The 18,206-nt window shown below is 63.5% G+C and carries 12 protein-coding genes and 3 tRNA genes; 9 read left to right on the top strand and 6 right to left on the bottom strand.

Annotated features, from left to right (window positions below):
• Positions 1-95: 95 nt before the first annotated feature.
• The 5 genes from serA to ilvD all read right to left on the bottom strand — a co-directional run bounded on the left by serA (position 96) and on the right by ilvD (position 7,519).
• Positions 96-1,691: a phosphoglycerate dehydrogenase gene (serA, locus tag L0B83_RS09125; protein WP_234758092.1), complete on the bottom strand. Its 1,596-nt coding sequence runs from the start codon at positions 1,689-1,691 to the stop codon at positions 96-98.
• 183 nt (positions 1,692-1,874) lie between these two features.
• Complete coding sequence (ilvC, locus tag L0B83_RS09120; protein ID WP_234758091.1) at positions 1,875-2,900, bottom strand: ketol-acid reductoisomerase; 1,026 nt, start codon at positions 2,898-2,900, stop codon at positions 1,875-1,877.
• A 104-nt stretch (positions 2,901-3,004) separates the two neighbouring features.
• The gene (gene ilvN, locus L0B83_RS09115; protein ID WP_234758090.1) at positions 3,005-3,517 is read right to left on the bottom strand and encodes an acetolactate synthase small subunit; all 513 of its coding nucleotides are present in this window, start codon (positions 3,515-3,517) and stop codon (positions 3,005-3,007) included.
• 2 nt (positions 3,518-3,519) lie between these two features.
• Positions 3,520-5,421, bottom strand: a complete 1,902-nt coding sequence (locus tag L0B83_RS09110; protein WP_234758089.1) for an acetolactate synthase large subunit — start codon at positions 5,419-5,421, stop codon at positions 3,520-3,522.
• A gap of 376 nt (positions 5,422-5,797) precedes the next feature.
• Positions 5,798-7,519, bottom strand: a complete 1,722-nt coding sequence (gene ilvD, locus L0B83_RS09105) for a dihydroxy-acid dehydratase (protein WP_234758088.1) — start codon at positions 7,517-7,519, stop codon at positions 5,798-5,800.
• Between the two features lie 276 nt (positions 7,520-7,795).
• Here ilvD and L0B83_RS09100 point away from each other — a divergent pair, with 276 nt between their 5' ends.
• From L0B83_RS09100 to L0B83_RS09085, 4 genes are all read left to right on the top strand, one after another.
• Complete coding sequence (locus L0B83_RS09100) at positions 7,796-8,731, top strand: sunset domain-containing protein (protein WP_234758087.1); 936 nt, start codon at positions 7,796-7,798, stop codon at positions 8,729-8,731.
• Between the two features lie 28 nt (positions 8,732-8,759).
• On the top strand, positions 8,760-9,818 hold the full coding sequence (locus L0B83_RS09095; protein ID WP_234758164.1) for a PQQ-dependent sugar dehydrogenase: 1,059 nt from the start codon (positions 8,760-8,762) through the stop codon (positions 9,816-9,818).
• Positions 9,819-9,931: 113 nt separating this feature from the next.
• Positions 9,932-10,007 (top strand) — tRNA-Lys (locus tag L0B83_RS09090).
• A 69-nt stretch (positions 10,008-10,076) separates the two neighbouring features.
• A tRNA-Lys gene (locus L0B83_RS09085) sits at positions 10,077-10,152 on the top strand.
• A gap of 86 nt (positions 10,153-10,238) precedes the next feature.
• Here the strand turns inward: L0B83_RS09085 and L0B83_RS09080 are convergent.
• Positions 10,239-10,697 carry a MarR family winged helix-turn-helix transcriptional regulator gene (locus L0B83_RS09080; protein WP_234758086.1) on the bottom strand — a complete coding sequence of 153 codons (459 nt, stop codon included), beginning with the start codon at positions 10,695-10,697 and terminating at the stop codon, positions 10,239-10,241.
• A 110-nt stretch (positions 10,698-10,807) separates the two neighbouring features.
• On the opposite strand from L0B83_RS09080, the gene bcp reads away from it, so the two are divergent.
• From bcp to L0B83_RS09055, 5 genes are all read left to right on the top strand, one after another.
• On the top strand, positions 10,808-11,281 hold the full coding sequence (gene bcp, locus L0B83_RS09075) for a thioredoxin-dependent thiol peroxidase (protein WP_234758085.1): 474 nt from the start codon (positions 10,808-10,810) through the stop codon (positions 11,279-11,281).
• A 120-nt stretch (positions 11,282-11,401) separates the two neighbouring features.
• A tRNA-Leu gene (locus L0B83_RS09070) sits at positions 11,402-11,483 on the top strand.
• A 133-nt stretch (positions 11,484-11,616) separates the two neighbouring features.
• The gene (locus L0B83_RS09065; protein WP_234758084.1) at positions 11,617-13,284 is read left to right on the top strand and encodes an ABC transporter substrate-binding protein; all 1,668 of its coding nucleotides are present in this window, start codon (positions 11,617-11,619) and stop codon (positions 13,282-13,284) included.
• A 79-nt stretch (positions 13,285-13,363) separates the two neighbouring features.
• Positions 13,364-14,869, top strand: a complete 1,506-nt coding sequence (locus tag L0B83_RS09060) for a malate:quinone oxidoreductase (RefSeq protein WP_234758083.1) — start codon at positions 13,364-13,366, stop codon at positions 14,867-14,869.
• Between the two features lie 64 nt (positions 14,870-14,933).
• The gene (locus tag L0B83_RS09055) at positions 14,934-18,146 is read left to right on the top strand and encodes an efflux RND transporter permease subunit (RefSeq protein ID WP_234758082.1); all 3,213 of its coding nucleotides are present in this window, start codon (positions 14,934-14,936) and stop codon (positions 18,144-18,146) included.
• The last annotated feature ends 60 nt before the right edge of the window (positions 18,147-18,206 follow it).

The raw sequence follows: 18,206 nt of genomic DNA, 5'->3' as shown, positions 1-18,206 counted from the left end.
CCGGATTTCGGACCAAGCTATTGTAGGCAGACCGGCCAACAATATGTGGCCGATGTGAAGTGCGGCACACTTCTCTAGCTCAAACGGTTCGGATGCTAGTCTTCCAGGTCGACTTCGCGAACCATGTCGGCACCGATGCCTGCCTTGATGGCCTCAAGGACCTGCTGTGGGACCGAGGTGTCGATCGTGAGCAGCGCCAGGACCTGGCCGCCTTCGCTCTGGCGCGCCACCTGCATGCCGCCGATATTGATGTTGTTCATGCCCAGGATGTGGCCGATGGTTCCGATGACGCCGGGACGGTCCGCATACGAAACGACCACGAGGTGCTCGCTGATCGGGATCTCGACGTCGTAGCCGTTGACGCCCACGAGCTTCTGGACCTGCTTGGGTCCGGTGAGCGTGCCGGCCACGGAGATCTGCGAGCCGTCGCTGAGTGCGCCGCGGATGGTCAGGACGTTGCGGTAGTCCTCGGCTTCCGGCGTCGTGATCAGGCGGGTGTTGATGCCGCGCTGCTCGGCGATGACGGGTGCGTTGACGTAGGAGACCTGCTCGGTCACGACGTCGGCGAACACGCCCTTGAGCGCTGCCAGCTCGAGGACCTTCACGTCCAGGCTGGAGATTTCGCCCGCCACCTCGACGTCGATCTGGGTCAGGGAGGCGTGTGTCAGGGCCGTGAAGATCCGGCCGAGCTTTTCGATCAGCGGGATTCCAGGGCGAACGTCGGAAGCGATCACGCCACCGGCAACGTTCACCGCATCGGGGACGAGTTCGCCGGCGAGGGCGAGGCGCACGGACTTCGCTACCGAGACGCCGGCTTTTTCCTGGGCTTCGTCCGTGGAGGCACCAAGGTGCGGCGTCACGATGACATTGTCCAAGCCGAAGAACGGAAGCTCGGTGCTTGGCTCCTTGACGAAGACGTCGATGCCGGCACCGGCGATCTGGCCGTCTTCCAAGGCCTCATGGAGGGCTTCTTCGTCAATCAGTCCACCGCGGGCAACGTTGACGACGTAGGCCGTTTCCTTCATCTTCTTGAAGGCATCGGCGCCCAGCATGCCAACGGTTTCCGGGGTCTTGGGCATGTGGATGGTGATGAAGTCGGACTTCTCCAGCAGCTCGTCCAGGGTGACGAGCTTGACGCCGAGCTGGGCCGCGCGGGCCGAGGTGATGTAGGGGTCGTAAGCGAGGATCTCGGTCTCGAAGCCTTGCAGCCTGGCGGCGACGAGCGCTCCGATGCGCCCGAGGCCGATGATGCCGATCTTCTTCTCGAAGAGTTCGATGCCCGTGTACTTGGAGCGCTTCCACTCCCCGCCCTTCAAGGCGGAGCTGGCCTGCGGGATGTGGCGGGCAAGGCTGAGGATGTGGCCGACCGTCAGCTCGGCCGCGGAGACGATGTTCGACGTCGGGGCGTTGACCACCATGACACCGGCCTGGGTGGCGGCCTTGATGTCCACGTTGTCCAGGCCTACGCCGGCACGCGCGATGATCTTGAGGTTCTTGGCTGCGGCAATTGCCTCGGCGTCCACCTGGGTGGCTGAACGCACGAGGATGGCGTCGACGTCGACGATTGCGGAGAGCAGCTGGGAGCGGTCCGCGCCGTCGGTTTGGCGGATTTCGAAGTCCGGGCCAAGGGCCTCGATCGTGGCGGGGGAAAGTTCCTCAGCGAGGAGTACTACTGGCTTGGTGCTAGTCACCGGTGACCTCTTTAGCTCTCTTTTTCAGGTGGGGTTTTGGTGAAACGATTCTGTGACGACGAAGGCCGGGCCCGGTATACCGGGTCCGGCCTCCATGCCGGGCGGCTTCATTTCGAGCCTATCCCGAACGGCGTTCTGTGTTGAATTGCTACGGCCCCTGCCGCGGCTTCAACGATGCCTTGACTAGCGGGCCGCAGAGCCTTCGACGTAGTCCTCGTCCTGCTGCTGCCAGGAGAACAGGGAACGCAGCTCACGGCCGACACCCTCGATCGGGTGCTGCTCCGCCTTGGCGCGCAGCTCCTTGAATTCGACGGCTCCGTTGTCCTGGTCCTCGATGAAGCGCTTCGCGAAGGCTCCGGACTGGACGTCGGCGAGGACGGCCTTCATGTTTTCCTTCACCTCGGGGGTGATGACGCGCGGGCCGGAAACGTAGTCGCCGTACTCGGCGGTGTCGGAAACGCTCCAGCGCTGCTTGGCGATGCCGCCTTCCCACATGAGGTCAACGATGAGCTTGAGCTCGTGCAGAACCTCGAAGTAGGCGATCTGCGGCTGGTAGCCGGCTTCGGTCAGGGTCTCGAAGCCGTACTGGATCAGCTGGGAGACGCCACCGCACAGGACGGCCTGCTCGCCGAAGAGGTCGGTTTCGGTCTCTTCGGTGAAGGTGGTCTTGATGACGCCGGCGCGGGTGCCGCCGATCGCCTTCGCGTAGGACTTGGCCAGTTCCCAAGCGGAACCGGAAGCGTCCTGCTCGACGGCGATGATGTCCGGGATACCGCGGCCGGCTTCGAACTCGCGGCGCACGGTGTGGCCGGGAGCCTTCGGGGCGATCAGGATGACGTCAACGCCTTCGGGAGCCTCGATGTAGCCGAAGCGGATGTTGAAGCCGTGGGCGAAGGCAAGGGCCTTGCCTTCGGTCAACTTGTCCTTGATGGAGTCGTTGTAGATTGCGCGCTGGTGCTGGTCCGGTGCCAGGATCATGATGACGTCGGCCCATTCGGCGGCGTCGGCAACGTTCTTGACCGTGAAGCCCGCGTCCTCGGCCTTTGCGATCGACTTCGAGCCTTCCTTAAGCGCGATGACAACCTCGACGCCGGAGTCGCGAAGGTTCAGCGCGTGGGCGTGGCCCTGGGATCCGTAGCCGACAATGGCGACCTTGCGACCCTGGATGATCGACAGGTCTGCATCGTCGTCGTAGAACATTTCAGTCACTTGCGTAACTCCTCTTGAGTGGTTTTGTAGATATTGTCTGTGGTTCGGTATCGGGCATTGCGTAGTCCTTAAGCAGCGCCTAAGACGGTGTCTTAGGCGGTCTCTTAAGCGGAGCGCAACGCCCTGTCACTCATGGAGCGGGATCCCCGCCCGACGGCCAAGGTGCCGGACTGCACTATTTCGCGGATGCCGAACGGCTCGAGCACTGAAAGCAGCGCTGCGAGCTTTTCCGGGGTACCGGTTGCCTCAATGACCACCGAGTCTGTGGACACGTCAACCACTGAGGCACGGAACAAGTCTGCAGCTTGGGTGACCTGCAGGCGTGTCGCGGCATCCGCACGTACCTTGACCAGGATGTGGTCACGTTGCACGGAAGATTCTGAAGTCAGCTCGACAATCTTGATCACGTTGATCAGCTTGTTGAGCTGTTTGGTGACCTGCTCGATGAGGTCGCCATCGGCGTCGACGACGACGGTCATCCGGGAAATCCCGGAAACCTCGGTGGGGCCGACGGCCAGGGAGTTGATGTTGAAGGCCCGCCGGGCGAACAGGCTGGACACGCGGGTCAGCACGCCGGGCTTGTCTTCGACCAGAACGGACAGTGTGTGGCGGCTCATGTCTAGTCCTCCTCTTCCCATTCCGGGGTCATGTTGCGGGCAACCTGGATCTGGTCGTTCGAGACTCCGGAGGGGACCATCGGCCACACCATTGAGTTCGGGCTGACCACAAAGTCGATGACCACGGGGCGGTCATTGATTTCCAAGGCCTTCTGGATGGTGGCGTCGATGTCCTCGTCCCGCTCGCAGCGCAATGCGGCACAGCCGTAGGCCTCCGCCAGCTTGACGAAGTCCGGGATCCGGATGGTGTCGTGGCCGGTGTTCAGGTCGGTGTTGGAGTAGCGGCCTTCATAGAAGAGGGTCTGCCACTGGCGCACCATGCCCAGCGAGGAGTTGTTGATGATGGCAACCTTGATGGGGATGTTATTAATGGCGCAGGTGGCCAGTTCCTGGTTGGTCATCTGGAAGCAGCCGTCGCCGTCGATCGCCCAGACAACGCGGTCGGGTTCCCCGACCTTGGCGCCCATGGCGGCCGGCACGGCGTAACCCATGGTGCCTGCCCCGCCGGAGTTGAGCCAGGCGTGGGGACGCTCGTACTTGATGAACTGGGCGGCCCACATCTGATGCTGGCCAACGCCTGCAACGTAGACGCCTTCCGGACCCGTGAGCGCACCAATGCGTTCGATCACCCGCTGGGGAGCGCTAAGTCCGTCTTCCGGCTCGGTCCAACCAAGGGGGTACGTGTCGCGGAGGTTGTTCAGGAACGCCCACCAGCCGTCGAGGTCCGGCGTGCCGGACTGTTCGAAGGCGTTGCGCACGGCCTCGCTAAGTTCCGGAATGATCTCCTTGACGGAGCCGACAATCGGAACGTCCGCCACACGGTTCTTGGAGATCTCCGCGGGGTCGATGTCCGCGTGGATGATCTTTGCATGCGGAGCGAAGGTGCTGAGGACACCGGTCACCCGGTCGTCGAAGCGCGCCCCAAGGGTGATCAGCAGATCGGATTGCTGCAAAGCGGTAACCGCGGAAACCGTGCCGTGCATGCCGGGCATGCCGACGTGCTGGGGGTGGGAATCCGGGAAGGCGCCGCGGGCCATGAGTGTGGTCACGACGGGCGCGCCGGTCAGTTCGGCGAGCTCGCGGAGTTCGGCGGAAGCATGGGCCTTGACCACGCCGCCTCCGACATAAAGGACGGGCTTGCTTGCGGCAGCAATCAGCCGGGCTGCCTCGCGGACCTGCTTGTTGTGTCCGCGCACCACCGGTCGGTAGCCGGGCAAATCGATCTTGGGCGGCCAGGAGAAGGTCATGGTCCCCTGCTGGGCGTTCTTGGCGATGTCCACCAGGACGGGACCGGGACGACCGGTGCTCGCAAGGTGGAATGCCTCGGCCATGACGTGCGGAATGTCGTTGGGATCCGTCACCAGGAAGGAATGCTTGGTGATCGGCATGGTGATGCCGACGATGTCTGCTTCCTGGAAGGCATCGGTGCCGATGACGGACGCCGATACCTGGCCGGTAATGGCCACGAGGGGCACGGAGTCCATGTGGGCATCCATGATGGCGGTAACGAGGTTGGTGGCACCGGGGCCCGAGGTGGCGATGCACACGCCAACCCGTCCGGTAACCATGGCGTAGCCTTGCGCTGCGTGGCCGGCTCCCTGTTCGTGACGGACCAGGACGTGATTCATCTTGGAGGCCATCAAAGGGTCATAGGTGGGGAGGATCGCGCCACCGGGCAAACCAAAAATATCGTCCACGCCGAGTTCTTCGAGCGAGCGGACAATAGCTTCCGAGCCGGTCATCACCGTTGGGGGTACAACGTTGTTCGGCCCGAGTACAGGAGAGAGAGTTGCAGCATTGTCGACGACGGCGTCAGCCGGACGGTCGACCTTTTCCGGAGCCTTGGGGGCTCCAGCGGACTTTGCAGCCATCAGCGAGGGGCTGATCGGCGATCCTTTGCTCATCGGACTCTTCCTTTGGGGATCTTCAATTAGTGAAAGGTACTGCTTGGGTACTGCTGCGATCGCTGGTTGCCCTGCCGTCGGCAATAAAAAAACCCCTCAGCCTTGCGGCTCTTCGAGGGGTTGCGCGTGACGGTTCGTTACCAGTCGGGCTAGGAGGCCACGCGCTTGGTAAGTACGACAGTGCCCACGGTGGCGCCGACTGTAACGAATGCGATCATGCGTTCAGTGTTCCCTCTCAGTGAGATAGGTGTCAAACAAGTGACAGGCTATCTCACCATGTGGACCTCGTTGTCCACGGACTGGGCATGCTCGCTTTTTTGGCGGATTCCGGGGAGCCCTGGCGATGCGGCGGCCACGCCGCATCGCCAGGTAGGAATTACCCGCAGTAGGCGCCCGTCGAGGCGCTGTGCACCAGCTTGGCGTACTTCGCGAGGACACCCTTGCTGAACTTGGCCGGGAGGGGCTCCCAGCCGACCTTGCGGGACTCAAGCTCGGCCTCATCCACCAGGAGGTCGAATGAACGTGCGGCGATGTCCACGCGGATCTTGTCGCCGTCTTTGACGAAGGCGATGGGTCCGCCGTCGACGGCTTCAGGCGCAACGTGCCCGATGCAGAGGCCGGTGGTGCCGCCCGAGAAGCGGCCGTCAGTCAGCAGGAGCACGTCCTTGCCGAGTCCGGCGCCCTTGATGGCGCCCGTGATGGCGAGCATTTCACGCATGCCCGGGCCGCCCTTGGGTCCTTCGTAACGGATGACGACGACGTCGCCGGCCTTGATCTCGCCGTTGTCCAAGGCGTCGAGCGCGCCCTGCTCGCGTTCGAACACGCGGGCGGTTCCTTCGAAGACGTCGGCGTCGAAGCCGGCGCTCTTCACAACCGCACCTTCGGGTGCCATGGAACCGTGGAGGATGGTGATGCCGCCGGTCTTGTGGATCGGGTTGTCCAGCGCGCGCAGGATCTTGCCGTCGAGGTCCGGCGGGTTGATAGAGGCCAGGTTCTCGGCAAGGGTCTTGCCCGTGACCGTGAGGCAGTCGCCATGCAGCAAGCCGGCGTCGAGGAGCGCCTTCATGATGACCGGCACGCCGCCGATCTTGTCGACGTCCGTCATGACATAGCGGCCGAAGGGCTTGAGGTCGCCCAAGTGCGGGATCTTGTCACCGATGCGGTTGAAGTCGTCCAAGGTCAGCTCGACCTCGGCTTCGCGGGCGATCGCGAGCAAGTGCAGGACGGCGTTGGTGGAACCGCCGAACGCCATGGTGACGGCGATGGCGTTCTCGAACGCCTTCTTGGTCATGATGTCGCGGGCAGTGATGCCGAGACGGAGCAAGTTGACCACTGCCTCGCCGGACTTGCGGGCAAAGTCATCACGACGGCGGTCTGCCGAGGGCGGGGCGGCCGAGCCCGGCAAGGACATTCCGAGTGCCTCACCGATACACGCCATGGTGTTGGCGGTGTACATACCACCGCAGGCGCCTTCGCCGGGGCAGATGGCTTTTTCGATGCGGTCGAGGTCTTCGCGGCTCATCTTGCCGGCAGCACACGCGCCCACGGCTTCGAAGGCGTCAATGAGGGTGACTTCCTTCTCCGAACCGTCCTCGAGCTTGACCCAGCCCGGCATGATCGAACCGGCGTAGAGGAAAACGCTGGAAAGGTCGAGCCGGGCGGCCGCCATCAGCATGCCCGGGAGGGATTTGTCGCAGCCGGCCAGCAAAACGGAGCCGTCGATGCGCTCCGCTTGCATTACCGTTTCCACGGAGTCGGCAATGACTTCGCGCGAAACAAGGGAAAAGTGCATGCCCTCGTGGCCCATGGAGATGCCGTCCGAAACGGAGATGGTGCCGAACTGCATGGGGAAACCGCCGCCAGCATGAACGCCTTCCTTGGCGCCCTGGGCGAGTCGGTTGAGCGAGAGGTTGCAGGGGGTAATTTCGTTCCACGAGCTCGCGACGCCGATCTGGGGCTTGGCGAAGTCGTCATCGCCCATGCCTACGGCCCGGAACATGCCTCGCGCGGGCGCGGCGTGGATGCCGTCCGTTACGACCCGGCTGCGTGGCTTGATGTCCGGCTGGTTGTCTGTCGCAATTGGGGTGTGGTCACTCATGGGCACGAGTCTATGACTCCTGCACTGCGGCCAACGAACATCATTGCCGGGTTAAGGCGAATTTGGCCTTATTTCAGCCAATATTTCTTTCAAATAATGGACGCCGATCTCAATATATGAGACATATGTCTCGCTGTCCGCCGCGATCCCAGCTGACAGAATCACTGGCGCGCCGACGGCCACCAATCGATTGACGAACCTAGACAGCCCCGTGACGCGGACGTAACGTCAAATCACGACAACTGCGCCACCCGAAAAGACAGAAGGGCTCCTCCCATGGATTGGTTGATCTGGGTCATCGTCATCGTGCTGATCGTCGCGATTGTTTGGTGGCTCCTGAGCCGCAATAATGCGAAGTCCTCGTCGGCATCCAAGGCCTCGGCGTCGCCGGCAGCCTCCTCGCCGGCCGCCTCCTCGCCACAAATGGACGTCGCCGCAGCCGCCTTGACCGGCTCCGCCCCGCTGGTCGCCGCGAGCGCGACCGCCGATCAAGAGCTAGCCGAGTCGCGAGCTGCCGAGCCCGAACCGGAGCCCGAACCCGAACTCGAACCGCAGGCTGAGCCCGAGCCCGGGCCGAAAGGGTCAAGCAAGTCGAACGGACTCGACGTCGACGACTGGGAGCGCCCCGTTCCTCCGCTCGAAGCCGGGACGGCCGCCCGGGAAGAGTCCTCCGCGGCCGGAACCTCCTTGAACGAGCCTGTGGTCGAGGAGCCCAGGCTCTCGGAACCCGTACTGTCAGAGGACGCGGTCTCCGAGGAGCTTGAAGGCGGCGTGACCGCCGACGACGTTACGGCAGCCGACAGCGCCGAGTGGGAAGCCACCTGGAGCGAAGGCGGCGTCCCGGCGGCCACCGCTCCGGCTCCGGTCCACCACCGTGAATACACCGACGCGCACGCGCCAACGCTCCCCGGTGCCGAATCCGCCGCAGCCGAGGCAGCCGAGGCAGCCGAGTCCGATGGCGAACCGGGCCAAGCCACATCGGCGCGGGGCGGGCATCTTGCCGCCGAGCAGCCGTACGGTGAAGGCTCCGCCGCGGCCGGCCCTGACGGGAGCGGCCCCGAGGGCTACACCGTCAAAGGCAACGCGGACACCATGACGTACCACGATGAAGACAGCCCGTCCTACGACGAGGCCAAAGCCGAGGTCTGGTTCATTTCGAGCGCCCATGCTGAGGCGGCCGGCTTCCGGCCGCCCCGCAGGAACCGCCGCTGAGGACCACAGGGACCTGGACGCGTGGGTTATGGTCCGGGCCAAGATTGCGGCAGCCTGCCTCGTGGTTTTGCTGCTGGCCGCCTGCACAGGGAACGCCCCCGGTGCGGGGCCTTCCCCGGGCAACGGACCCGAGTTGCTCCGGAAGCTCGACCTCAATCTGGCTCTCCCGTGGTCCATCGTGTTCCTCGGCGACGGTACTGGCATCGTCTCCGAACGCGACACCAAGCTGATCAAATCGATCCGGGACGGCCAGGCCACGACGGTAGGTGATTTTCCCGGCGTCGTGCCCGGTGGCGAAGGCGGACTGTTGGGGCTGGCCCTCTCCCCGACGTTCGCCCGCGACCGCCTGCTCTACGCCTATTTCACCGCTGCATCGGACAATAGGGTTTCCCGTGTCCGCCTGGAGCAGGCCGGGGACGGGCGGTTGGGCCTCGGCACGCCCGAACTTGTGTTTTCCGGTATTCCCAAGGCCGCAACCCACAACGGCGGCCGAATCCGCTTTGGCCCCGACGGGTTCCTCTACGTCGGCACGGGAGATGCGCAGCAACCAGAGCAAGCACAGGACCGCAATGCGCTTGGCGGGAAGATCCTGCGGCTTACCCCTGACGGGAAGCCGGCGCCGGGGAACCCGTTCGGCAACACCCCGGTCTACAGCTATGGACACCGCAACGTGCAAGGGCTGGCGTGGGACGCCTCCGGCAGGCTGTGGGAGAGCGAATTCGGGCCTGACGTCAACGACGAACTGAACCTGATCGAGCCGGGCGGCAACTACGGTTGGCCACGAGTCACCGGGGCGCCCGGCCGTCCGGGGTACATCGATGCCAAGGTGGTCTGGCCCTCGACGGCGGATGCCTCGCCAAGCGGTCTGGAAATCGTGAACGGAACAGCGTTCGTAGTCGCACTGCGCGGGCAGCGCTTGTGGACTGTGCCGCTGAGTGGAGATACGGCGGGCACACCCGTGGCATACCTCACAGGCCGGTACGGTCGGCTGAGGGACGTTTCACTGGCACCTGACGGCACACTTTGGGTCCTCAGCAACAACGAAAACCCCGACTTTGCGCTGGTCCTGAAGCCTCCACACCCGTGACGCGCGCAAGGCCCCTGCTGATTTCACACTTCGGCAACTGTCGTGTAGAGTTACATGTCGTTGCGGAGATCAACGAGGGAAGAAAAGCCCCCAGCTGGTCGAAATCGACAAATGCACCTCTAGCTCAATTGGCAGAGCAATTGACTCTTAATCAATGGGTTCCGGGTTCAAGTCCCGGGGGGTGCACCAAAGGGAAGGGCCCTTGAGCGGCAACAGCCGCTCAAGGGTTATTTCTTTGCGTTGTGGCAACAAACAATTGCACCTCTAGCTCAATTGGCAGAGCAATTGACTCTTAATCAATGGGTTCCGGGTTCAAGTCCCGGGGGGTGCACCAAAGGGAAGATCCCTGGATGGCTGAATGGCTGTCCAGGGATCTTTTTGCTTTCTCGGAGGCGCCACGCGGCGCCGCCCGCGCCGCGCCTAATCGGCTGCGGCCACGATGTCGTTTACGACTGCCGGGGAGTGATTGTTCGCCAGTTCGCGTACCAGGGACTGAAGTTCGCGCCGGAGCTTGGCGGTGTCCACCGGCACGGGTGCAAGCACTTCGCGTTCCAGCTGCGCGGCGAGCCCTAGTGTGCGCTCCCCCGACGCGGTCAAACTGACCACTTGGCTCCTGCGGTCGGACACGCTGCGCACGCGGCTGACGTAGCCATGGGCCTCCAGCCTGGTGAGCGTCTTACCCATGGTCTGCGCCTGAACACGGACGATCTGCGCGAGCATCGACTGCGTTGTGGGTCCGTTCGCGGCAAGTACTTCCATGACAATGACCCCGGCATGGGTCAGGTCCATACCGCGCAGTTTCTCGTTCCAGGCGTGCTCCACCAGTCGCGCGGCGGTGGAGAGCAGGCGGCCGGTGGGCCACCGTTCCATATCAGGCATAAAGGCCAGTATATAGACCGCAACGCCCAGATCAGGACCGGAGTGCATTTCGTGAAGCGGCCGGCCCGTCATTAAGCTGGAGGATCGCGAACGCTAGCAAGGAGCACACAATGGCTGAACGACTCGTTCCGGGCGACACCGCCCCGGACTTCACCCTCAAGGACCACACGGGTGCAGAGGTCAGCCTGGCCTCGCACCGCGGCCGCAATACAGTCGTCTACTTCTACCCCGCGGCTTCCACCCCTGGATGCACCAAGGAGGCCTGCGACTTCCGCGATTCCCTCGCAAGCCTTCAGGCTGCCGGTTATGACGTCCTTGGCGTCTCTCCGGATACCGTGAAGGACCTGGAGAAGTTCGCCGCCAAAGAATCACTGACCTTTCCCTTACTCTCCGACGAAGCGCACCACGTGGCCGAGGCCTATGGGGCGTGGGGCGAAAAGAAGAACTACGGGCGCACCTACGAAGGGCTGATCCGCTCAACGATCGTGGTGGATTCCGAAGGCAAGGTGGCTTTGGCCCAGTACAACGTGCGGGCCACCGGTCATGTTGCCAAACTGCGCAGGGACCTCAAACTCGACACGTAGCCGTCTCATAGGCGAGGCACGGGCGCGGCGGAAAGTGATGGCGTGGAACCGCAGGTACAATGGAGGCCGGTATATGACCGGAGCGGGAATCCCTGGACTCCGGTCAGGTCACCGACACCGGCGCGAGTGGTGAAATTGGCAGACACGCAGGATTTAGGTTCCTGTGCCTTCGGGCGTGGGGGTTCAAGTCCCCCCTTGCGCACATTCAGGAAGTGCCCCGGTCCTTGGCCAGGGCACTTCCAGTTTCCAGCCGGGCCCCGGGGCCCTGAACTAGACTGGACCGCGGTCCTGCTGCCGCTGGCCCCAGCCCGTCCAACTGCCTTGAGGGGACAAGATTGGTAAGAAGCAAGCGTCGCCGAATCAAGCTACATATCGGCGCAGGCCTTCTGGCCCTGGCCCTGACATCGTGCACGGTCAGTCCCGGACCGGCACCCTCGACGACGACGGCGGGCGGCCCCGCGGCAGAGCCCGCCAAGACCTTCAACTTCGGTACCCCGTCCATGCCGCTTGGGCTCGATCCCGCTGTGACGAACGACTCCGAGGCCTATCGCATCACCCGGCAGGTGATGGAGGGCCTGGTGGGCGTCGACCCGTCCACCGGCCAACCAACTCCCCTGCTCGCCACCTCTTGGTCCCAAGGGAATGACGGACTCAGCTACGACTTCACGTTGCGCTCGAAAGTCACCTTCCATGACGGCACAGTCTTTGACGCCGCCGCCGTCTGCAGCAACTTCAACCGCTGGTTCAACTTCCCGGCGACCGTGCGTCAGCAGGCTCCGGGCATCGCCTTCAAGAGTGTCTTCAAATCCTTTGCGGACGACCCTTCGCTTTCGGTCTTCAAGAACTGCAAGGCGGCCTCCCCCGACCATGTCCAAATCAACCTGACCAAGCCCTTCACTGGTTTCCTCCAAGCCCTGACCCTTCCGGCGTTCGCGATGTCCTCCCCGAAAGCCATGGCCGATGGCAAGGCCGACGTCCTGGACAAGACCCTGTCAGGCCAGCCGGCGTCGGCCTATGCTTCGCACCCCGTGGGCACGGGCCCTTACGTTTTCTCCTCCTGGAGCAAGGACCGCATTACCCTCACCAGCTACAAGGGCTACTGGGGCGACCGGGGAGAGATAGCCACGGTCAACTTCATACCGTTCGACTATCCGCAGGCCCGGCTCCAGGCCCTGCTGGCCGGAACGATCGACGGATACGACCTCGTCACCGCGGGAACCTTCGACCAACTGGTCAAGAAGGGCATGCAAATCGTCCAACGGGATCCGTTCTCCGTGATGTACCTGGGAATGAACCAGTCCGTGGCGCCCCTCCAGAATGTCGGGGTGCGCCAGGCAATCGAGATGGCCATCGACAAAGACACCCTTATCCACAAGTTCTTCATCGACAACACCTCAACGGCGACCCAGTTCGTTCCCCCCAAGCTGAGCGGGTTCAACAACAACGCACCGGCCCTGGGGTACGACCCCGAAAAGGCCAAGCAGCTCCTGGCAAAGTCCGGCTACAAAGGCGAGGAACTCAAGTTCTACTACCCGCTCAATGTCACCCGTGCCTACCTTCCCACCCCGGAGAAGATCTACGCGGAAATCAGCGCGGAGCTCACCGCCATCGGACTGAACATCAAGCCGGTGCCCGTGAACTGGGACGACGGCTACCTCCAGAAGGTCCAATCCTCCGGTGACCATGCGCTGCATCTGCTTGGCTGGAATGGCGCCTCCTCCGACCCGGACAACTTCGTTGGAACCCTCTTCGGTGAAAGCAACGGCGAGTTCGGCTACAGCGATCCACAGGTCTTCTCAAAGATCGACCGGGCACGGCGACTCCCCGAAGGCGCTGACCGGAACTCGCAGTACCAGACCATCAACGCCCAGATCGCAGCCACCGTCCCGGCCGTGCCCATCGCCTTTCCGATCTCGGCCTTGGCCCTTTCCGACCGCGTCGAGAAGTACCCGGCATCGCCTGTCTTAAACGAAGTTTTTACGAACGTTCGCCTGAAGTCTTGACGTCCCGCCGCAATTTCAGTTATGTGCCCACGCGGGGATATTCTGTGACAGCCAGTGCCGCCGCTATCGGAGATAGATCGTGACCTTCATTTCCAAGACACACCACGCTGACGTCGTCCTCATTGGGGGCGGAATCATGAGCGCAACCCTCGGTGCGTTCATCAAGCAACTCGAACCCAGCTGGACCATCTCCCTCTTTGAGCGACTCGACGATGTCGGCTTGGAAAGCTCCGGACCGTGGAACAATGCGGGCACCGGGCACGCGGCGCTCTGTGAGCTTAATTACTCGCCTGCAGCCAAGGACGGTTCGGTCGACCCTTCCAAGGCCCTCCACATCAACGAGCAGTTCCAGCTCTCCCGGCAGTTCTGGTCCCACCTTGTGGACAACAAATTGATCGGCTCCCCCAAGGGATTCATCAACACTGTTCCGCATATGAGCTTCGTTATCGGCGACAAGCACGCGGACTTCCTCAAGACCCGCTACGAGGCACTCAAGCCCAACACGCTCTTCCGCAGCATGGAATACACGGAGGACCAGGCACAGATCGCCGAATGGGCTCCGCTGATCGTCAAAGGCCGCGACGCCAAGCAGCGCGTTGCCGCCACCCGCGCAGTGGAAGGCACCGACGTCGACTTCGGTGCACTGACCCGCGAACTGACCGGCTACCTCGCCGCCAACGGCGTTGAGGTCAACTACGGCCACGACGTCACCAATGTGAGCAAAGCGTCCGACGGCGGCTGGGACCTTTCGCTCAAGCACCCCGCTTCCGGCGAACACGGCCGGATCCACGCCAAGTTCGTCTTTGTCGGCGCCGGGGGCGGCGCACTCCACCTGCTCCAGGCCTCGGGCATCCCGGAGGGCAAGGGCTACGGCGGATTCCCGGTATCCGGACAGTTCTTCCGCTGCACCGACGAGGCCATCGCAAGCCAGCACAGCGCCAAGGTGTACGGCCAGGCCTCCGTGGGCGCCCCGCCCATGTCCGTCCCGCACCTGGACACCCGCTACGTCGGCGGCAAGCGCTCCCTGCTTTTCGGCCCCTACGCCGGATTCTCCACCAACTTCCTCAAGACGAGCAGCTACCTTGACCTGCCGCTGTCCATCCGTCCAGGCAACATCATCCCGATGCTGGCCGTGGCCAAGGACAACGTGGACCTGACCGCCTATTTGATCAAGGAAGTGGCCAAGCGCCACGACGCCAAGGTGGAGTCCCTCCGCGAGTACTACCCCGAGGCCGACGGCGGCAATTGGGAGCTCATCACGGCAGGCCAGCGGGTCCAGATCATCAAGAAGGACTCCAAGAAGGGTGGCGTGCTGCAGTTCGGCACGGAGGTCATCACCGCTCGTGACGGCTCCATCGGCGCACTGCTCGGCGCCTCCCCCGGCGCCTCGACCGCCGTCCCGATCATGATCGAAATGCTCCAGCGGTCCTTCCCGAAGAACTTCAAGGGCTGGCAGTCCAAGCTCAAGGAAATGATGCCGGGCTACGGCGTCAAACTGAACGACAACCCGGAGCTTGCGGCCGAGTTGGAAGCGAGCACCGCGCGTTCGCTGCAACTTGAGCCTGCCGACGCCGTCCAGTACTAGCAACCGTCCGGGCCGCGGCCGGTTGAAAACACGAGACAGACCGTAGATCCCAGGAGACAGTGCAATGTTCCGGCTGGCAAAACTTTCACTGGCGAACAGGGCACTCATCGCGCTGATCACCGTCTTGGCGGCGGTGTTCGGCGTGATCACCATGTCGTCCCTCAAGCAGGAACTCATTCCCTCGATCGAGTTTCCGCAGATCTCGGTGATCACGTCAATGCCGGGCGCGTCCCCGGAGGTCGTCGACAAGCAACTCAGCCGACCGCTCGAGGCGGCGCTGAACAGCGTCGAGGGGTTGGAATCGACCACGTCGACATCGCGGAGCGGTGTTTCCCAGATCTCCATGGTGTTCGCCTACGGTTCGAACCTGGACCGCGCCCGCAACCAGATCGACCGCGCCATCTCCAACGCGAAGCGTGTGTTGCCCGCCGACGCCGAGCCGCGGTCTTTTGCCGGCAGCATCAGCGACTTCCCGATCGTGTACCTCGCGGTGTCGTCGGACAAGCCCCTTAGCGAGCTCAACACGGACCTGCAGCGATTGAGCGTTCCCCGGCTCCAGAAACTGGACGGGGTCCGCAGCGCCGACGTGACAGGCGGCGCCACCCAGCACATCCTCATCCAACCCAAAGCGCCGGCGATGGCCGCGAACGGCGCCACAATCCAGTCGCTCACCAATGCCCTGAAGAACAACGGAACACTCGTCCCGGCGGGAACCATCGAGGATCAGGGGAAGACGCTTTCGCTGCAGATCGGCAGCCCGGTGGACTCGCTCGACGTCATCAAGGGCTTGCCGCTGAGCGGCGCCCGGAACGGAGCCACGATCGGCACTGTTGCCGACGTGAGCATCAAGGATGACGCCGCCACCTCGATCACCCGGACCAACGGCAAACCGACGCTGGCCTTGTCCATCACGAAGAAGCCCGACGCCGATACGGTCGCCATTTCGCACGCCGTCAAGGATTCCATCGCCCGGATGGAGGCCGAACTCGGCTCCAATGCGCATTTCACCCCGGTGTTCGACCAAGCCCCGTACATCGAGAAATCCATCAAGGACCTCACGACGGAAGGCCTTCTTGGGCTCGGCTTCGCGGTAGCGGTCATCCTCGTATTCCTCATGTCCGTGCGCTCGACGCTCGTGACGGCGGTCTCCATTCCGTTGTCACTCCTGATCACTTTCATCGGAATATCGGCGACCCACTACTCCCTGAACATCCTCACCCTCGGCGCATTGACCATCGCGATCGGCCGCGTGGTGGACGACTCGATCGTGGTGATCGAGAACATCAAGCGCCACCTCAGCTACGGCGAACACAAGCTCGCGGCCATCCTCAATTCGGTACGTGAAGTCGCCGGCGCCATCACCGCATCGACCCTGACCACGGTTGCCGTCTTCCTGCCGATCGCATTCGTCGGCAACCTCGCCGGCGAACTCTTCCGGCCCTTTGCCCTGACGGTGACCATCGCGCTGCTGTCTTCGTTGCTCGTGTCGCTCACGATCGTTCCTGTGCTGGCCTACTGGTTCCTCAAGTCACCGGCATCGGCCGGCGCCGCCGTTGCGGAGCAAGCCCGCGCGGCCGCGCACGAGGCAGAGCAACGCAGCCGCCTGCAGCGCGGCTATTTGCCCATCCTGGCCAAGACCCAGAAGCATCCTGTCATCACCATCGTCGCCGCCGTCCTGGTCCTTGGCGGGACTGCCGCCATGTCCCCCTTGCTCGCCACCGACTTGCTGGGTAACTCGGGCCAGAACAGCATGACCGTCCGCCAGGTCCTTCCCGGCGGCACCAGCTTGGCGCAGACCGACGCTGCAGCCGCGCAGGTGGAATCGGTCCTCCGCGGGATCGACGGCATCAAAGATGTCCAGGTCACGTCGGGCAACGCCCAAACGGGATTCGCCGCGCTCACTTCGAGCGGCGCCTCCAACTCAACGTTCACCGTGGTGACGGACGACAAGGCCGACCAGCAAAAGCTGCAGGACACGGTCCGGTCCCGGCTCGCCAGCGCCTCGGCTCCCGGCAAGATCACTGTGGGTGCGCAGCAGGGCGGCTTGGGCACCTCTTCCAGCGTGGACATCACCATCAACGCGGCCAACTCCGCGGACCTCAAGGCCGCAAGCGACGCGGTGGCGAAGGCAATGGACGGCGTCCCGGGAAGTTCCGAAGTCGCCACCAACCTGGACGCGAGCCAGTCAGTCGTCCAAGTAAAGGTTGATCGTGCCAAGGCCGTCGCTGCCGGGCTGAACGAAGAACAGGTCGCCGGCGTCCTGGCCTCCACGGTCAGCCCCGTCCCGGCCGGCACCGTCCGTATCGACACCACGGACTTCCCGGTGCAAATCGGCGAAGGCACGCACTTCAGCAGCATCGCCGACGTCAGGAGCATTAGTCTCCCGACCCCCGCCGGCCCAGTTCCGCTGTCGAGCATAGCTTCCGTCGACCAGGTGGACACCCCTGTCTCCATCACCAGCAGCAACGGCCAGCGGAGCGCGAAGGTGACCGTCACGCCGTCGGGCTCCAACCTTGGTGCCGTCAGCACTGCAGTTGGCCAGCGGCTGGCCTCGGTCCAGCTTCCGGCGGGCGCCACCGCCACGATCGGCGGAGCCACTACGCAGCAGGCGGACTCCTTCCGCCAGCTTGGCCTCGCGCTCCTGGCCGCCGTCGCCATTGTCTACGTCATCATGGTGGCCGCCTTCAAGTCCCTCATCCAGCCGCTCATCCTGTTGGTTTCCGTGCCCTTCGCGGCCACCGGCGCCATCGCCCTGCTCCTGGTCACGGGCGTTCCATTGGGACTGCCTTCGCTGATCGGCATGCTCATGTTGGTGGGAATTGTGGTGACCAATGCGATCGTCCTGATCGACCTCATCAACCAATACCGGAAGCCGCACGATGGCAGCCCCGGAATGAGCGTCGCGGACGCCATCACCCACGGGGCCAGGCAGAGGCTGCGTCCCATCCTCATGACGGCCCTCGCCACCGTATTCGCGCTGACACCCATGGCTTTGGGCCTCACGGGAGGCGGCGGGTTCATTTCCAGGCCGCTCGCGATTGTTGTCATCGGTGGGCTGGTGTCCTCCACTGCCCTGACTCTCGTCCTGGTGCCGGTCCTCTACAAACTGGTCGAAGGCCGGCGGGAGAAGAAGGCGCTGCTCCGGGCACTCACGCAACGCACCGACGTCGCACACGATGGCATCGCCGGCCATGGTGAGGGCGAGTACCCGGACTGGACCACCGGAATGGTTCCCAAAGTCACCGGGCGCCGATCCGCTTCCGGCCCCGCCGAGTAGGGCTAGACACACCGGGAACAAAATGATGCCGTACCCTGTTGCAGGCAGTGATACATGCAA

Origin of the sequence: Arthrobacter alkaliphilus (genome assembly GCF_021483235.1) — a bacterium.
GTDB lineage: Bacteria > Actinomycetota > Actinomycetes > Actinomycetales > Micrococcaceae > Arthrobacter > Arthrobacter alkaliphilus.
This window is presented reverse-complemented; position numbering and strand designations above follow the sequence as displayed.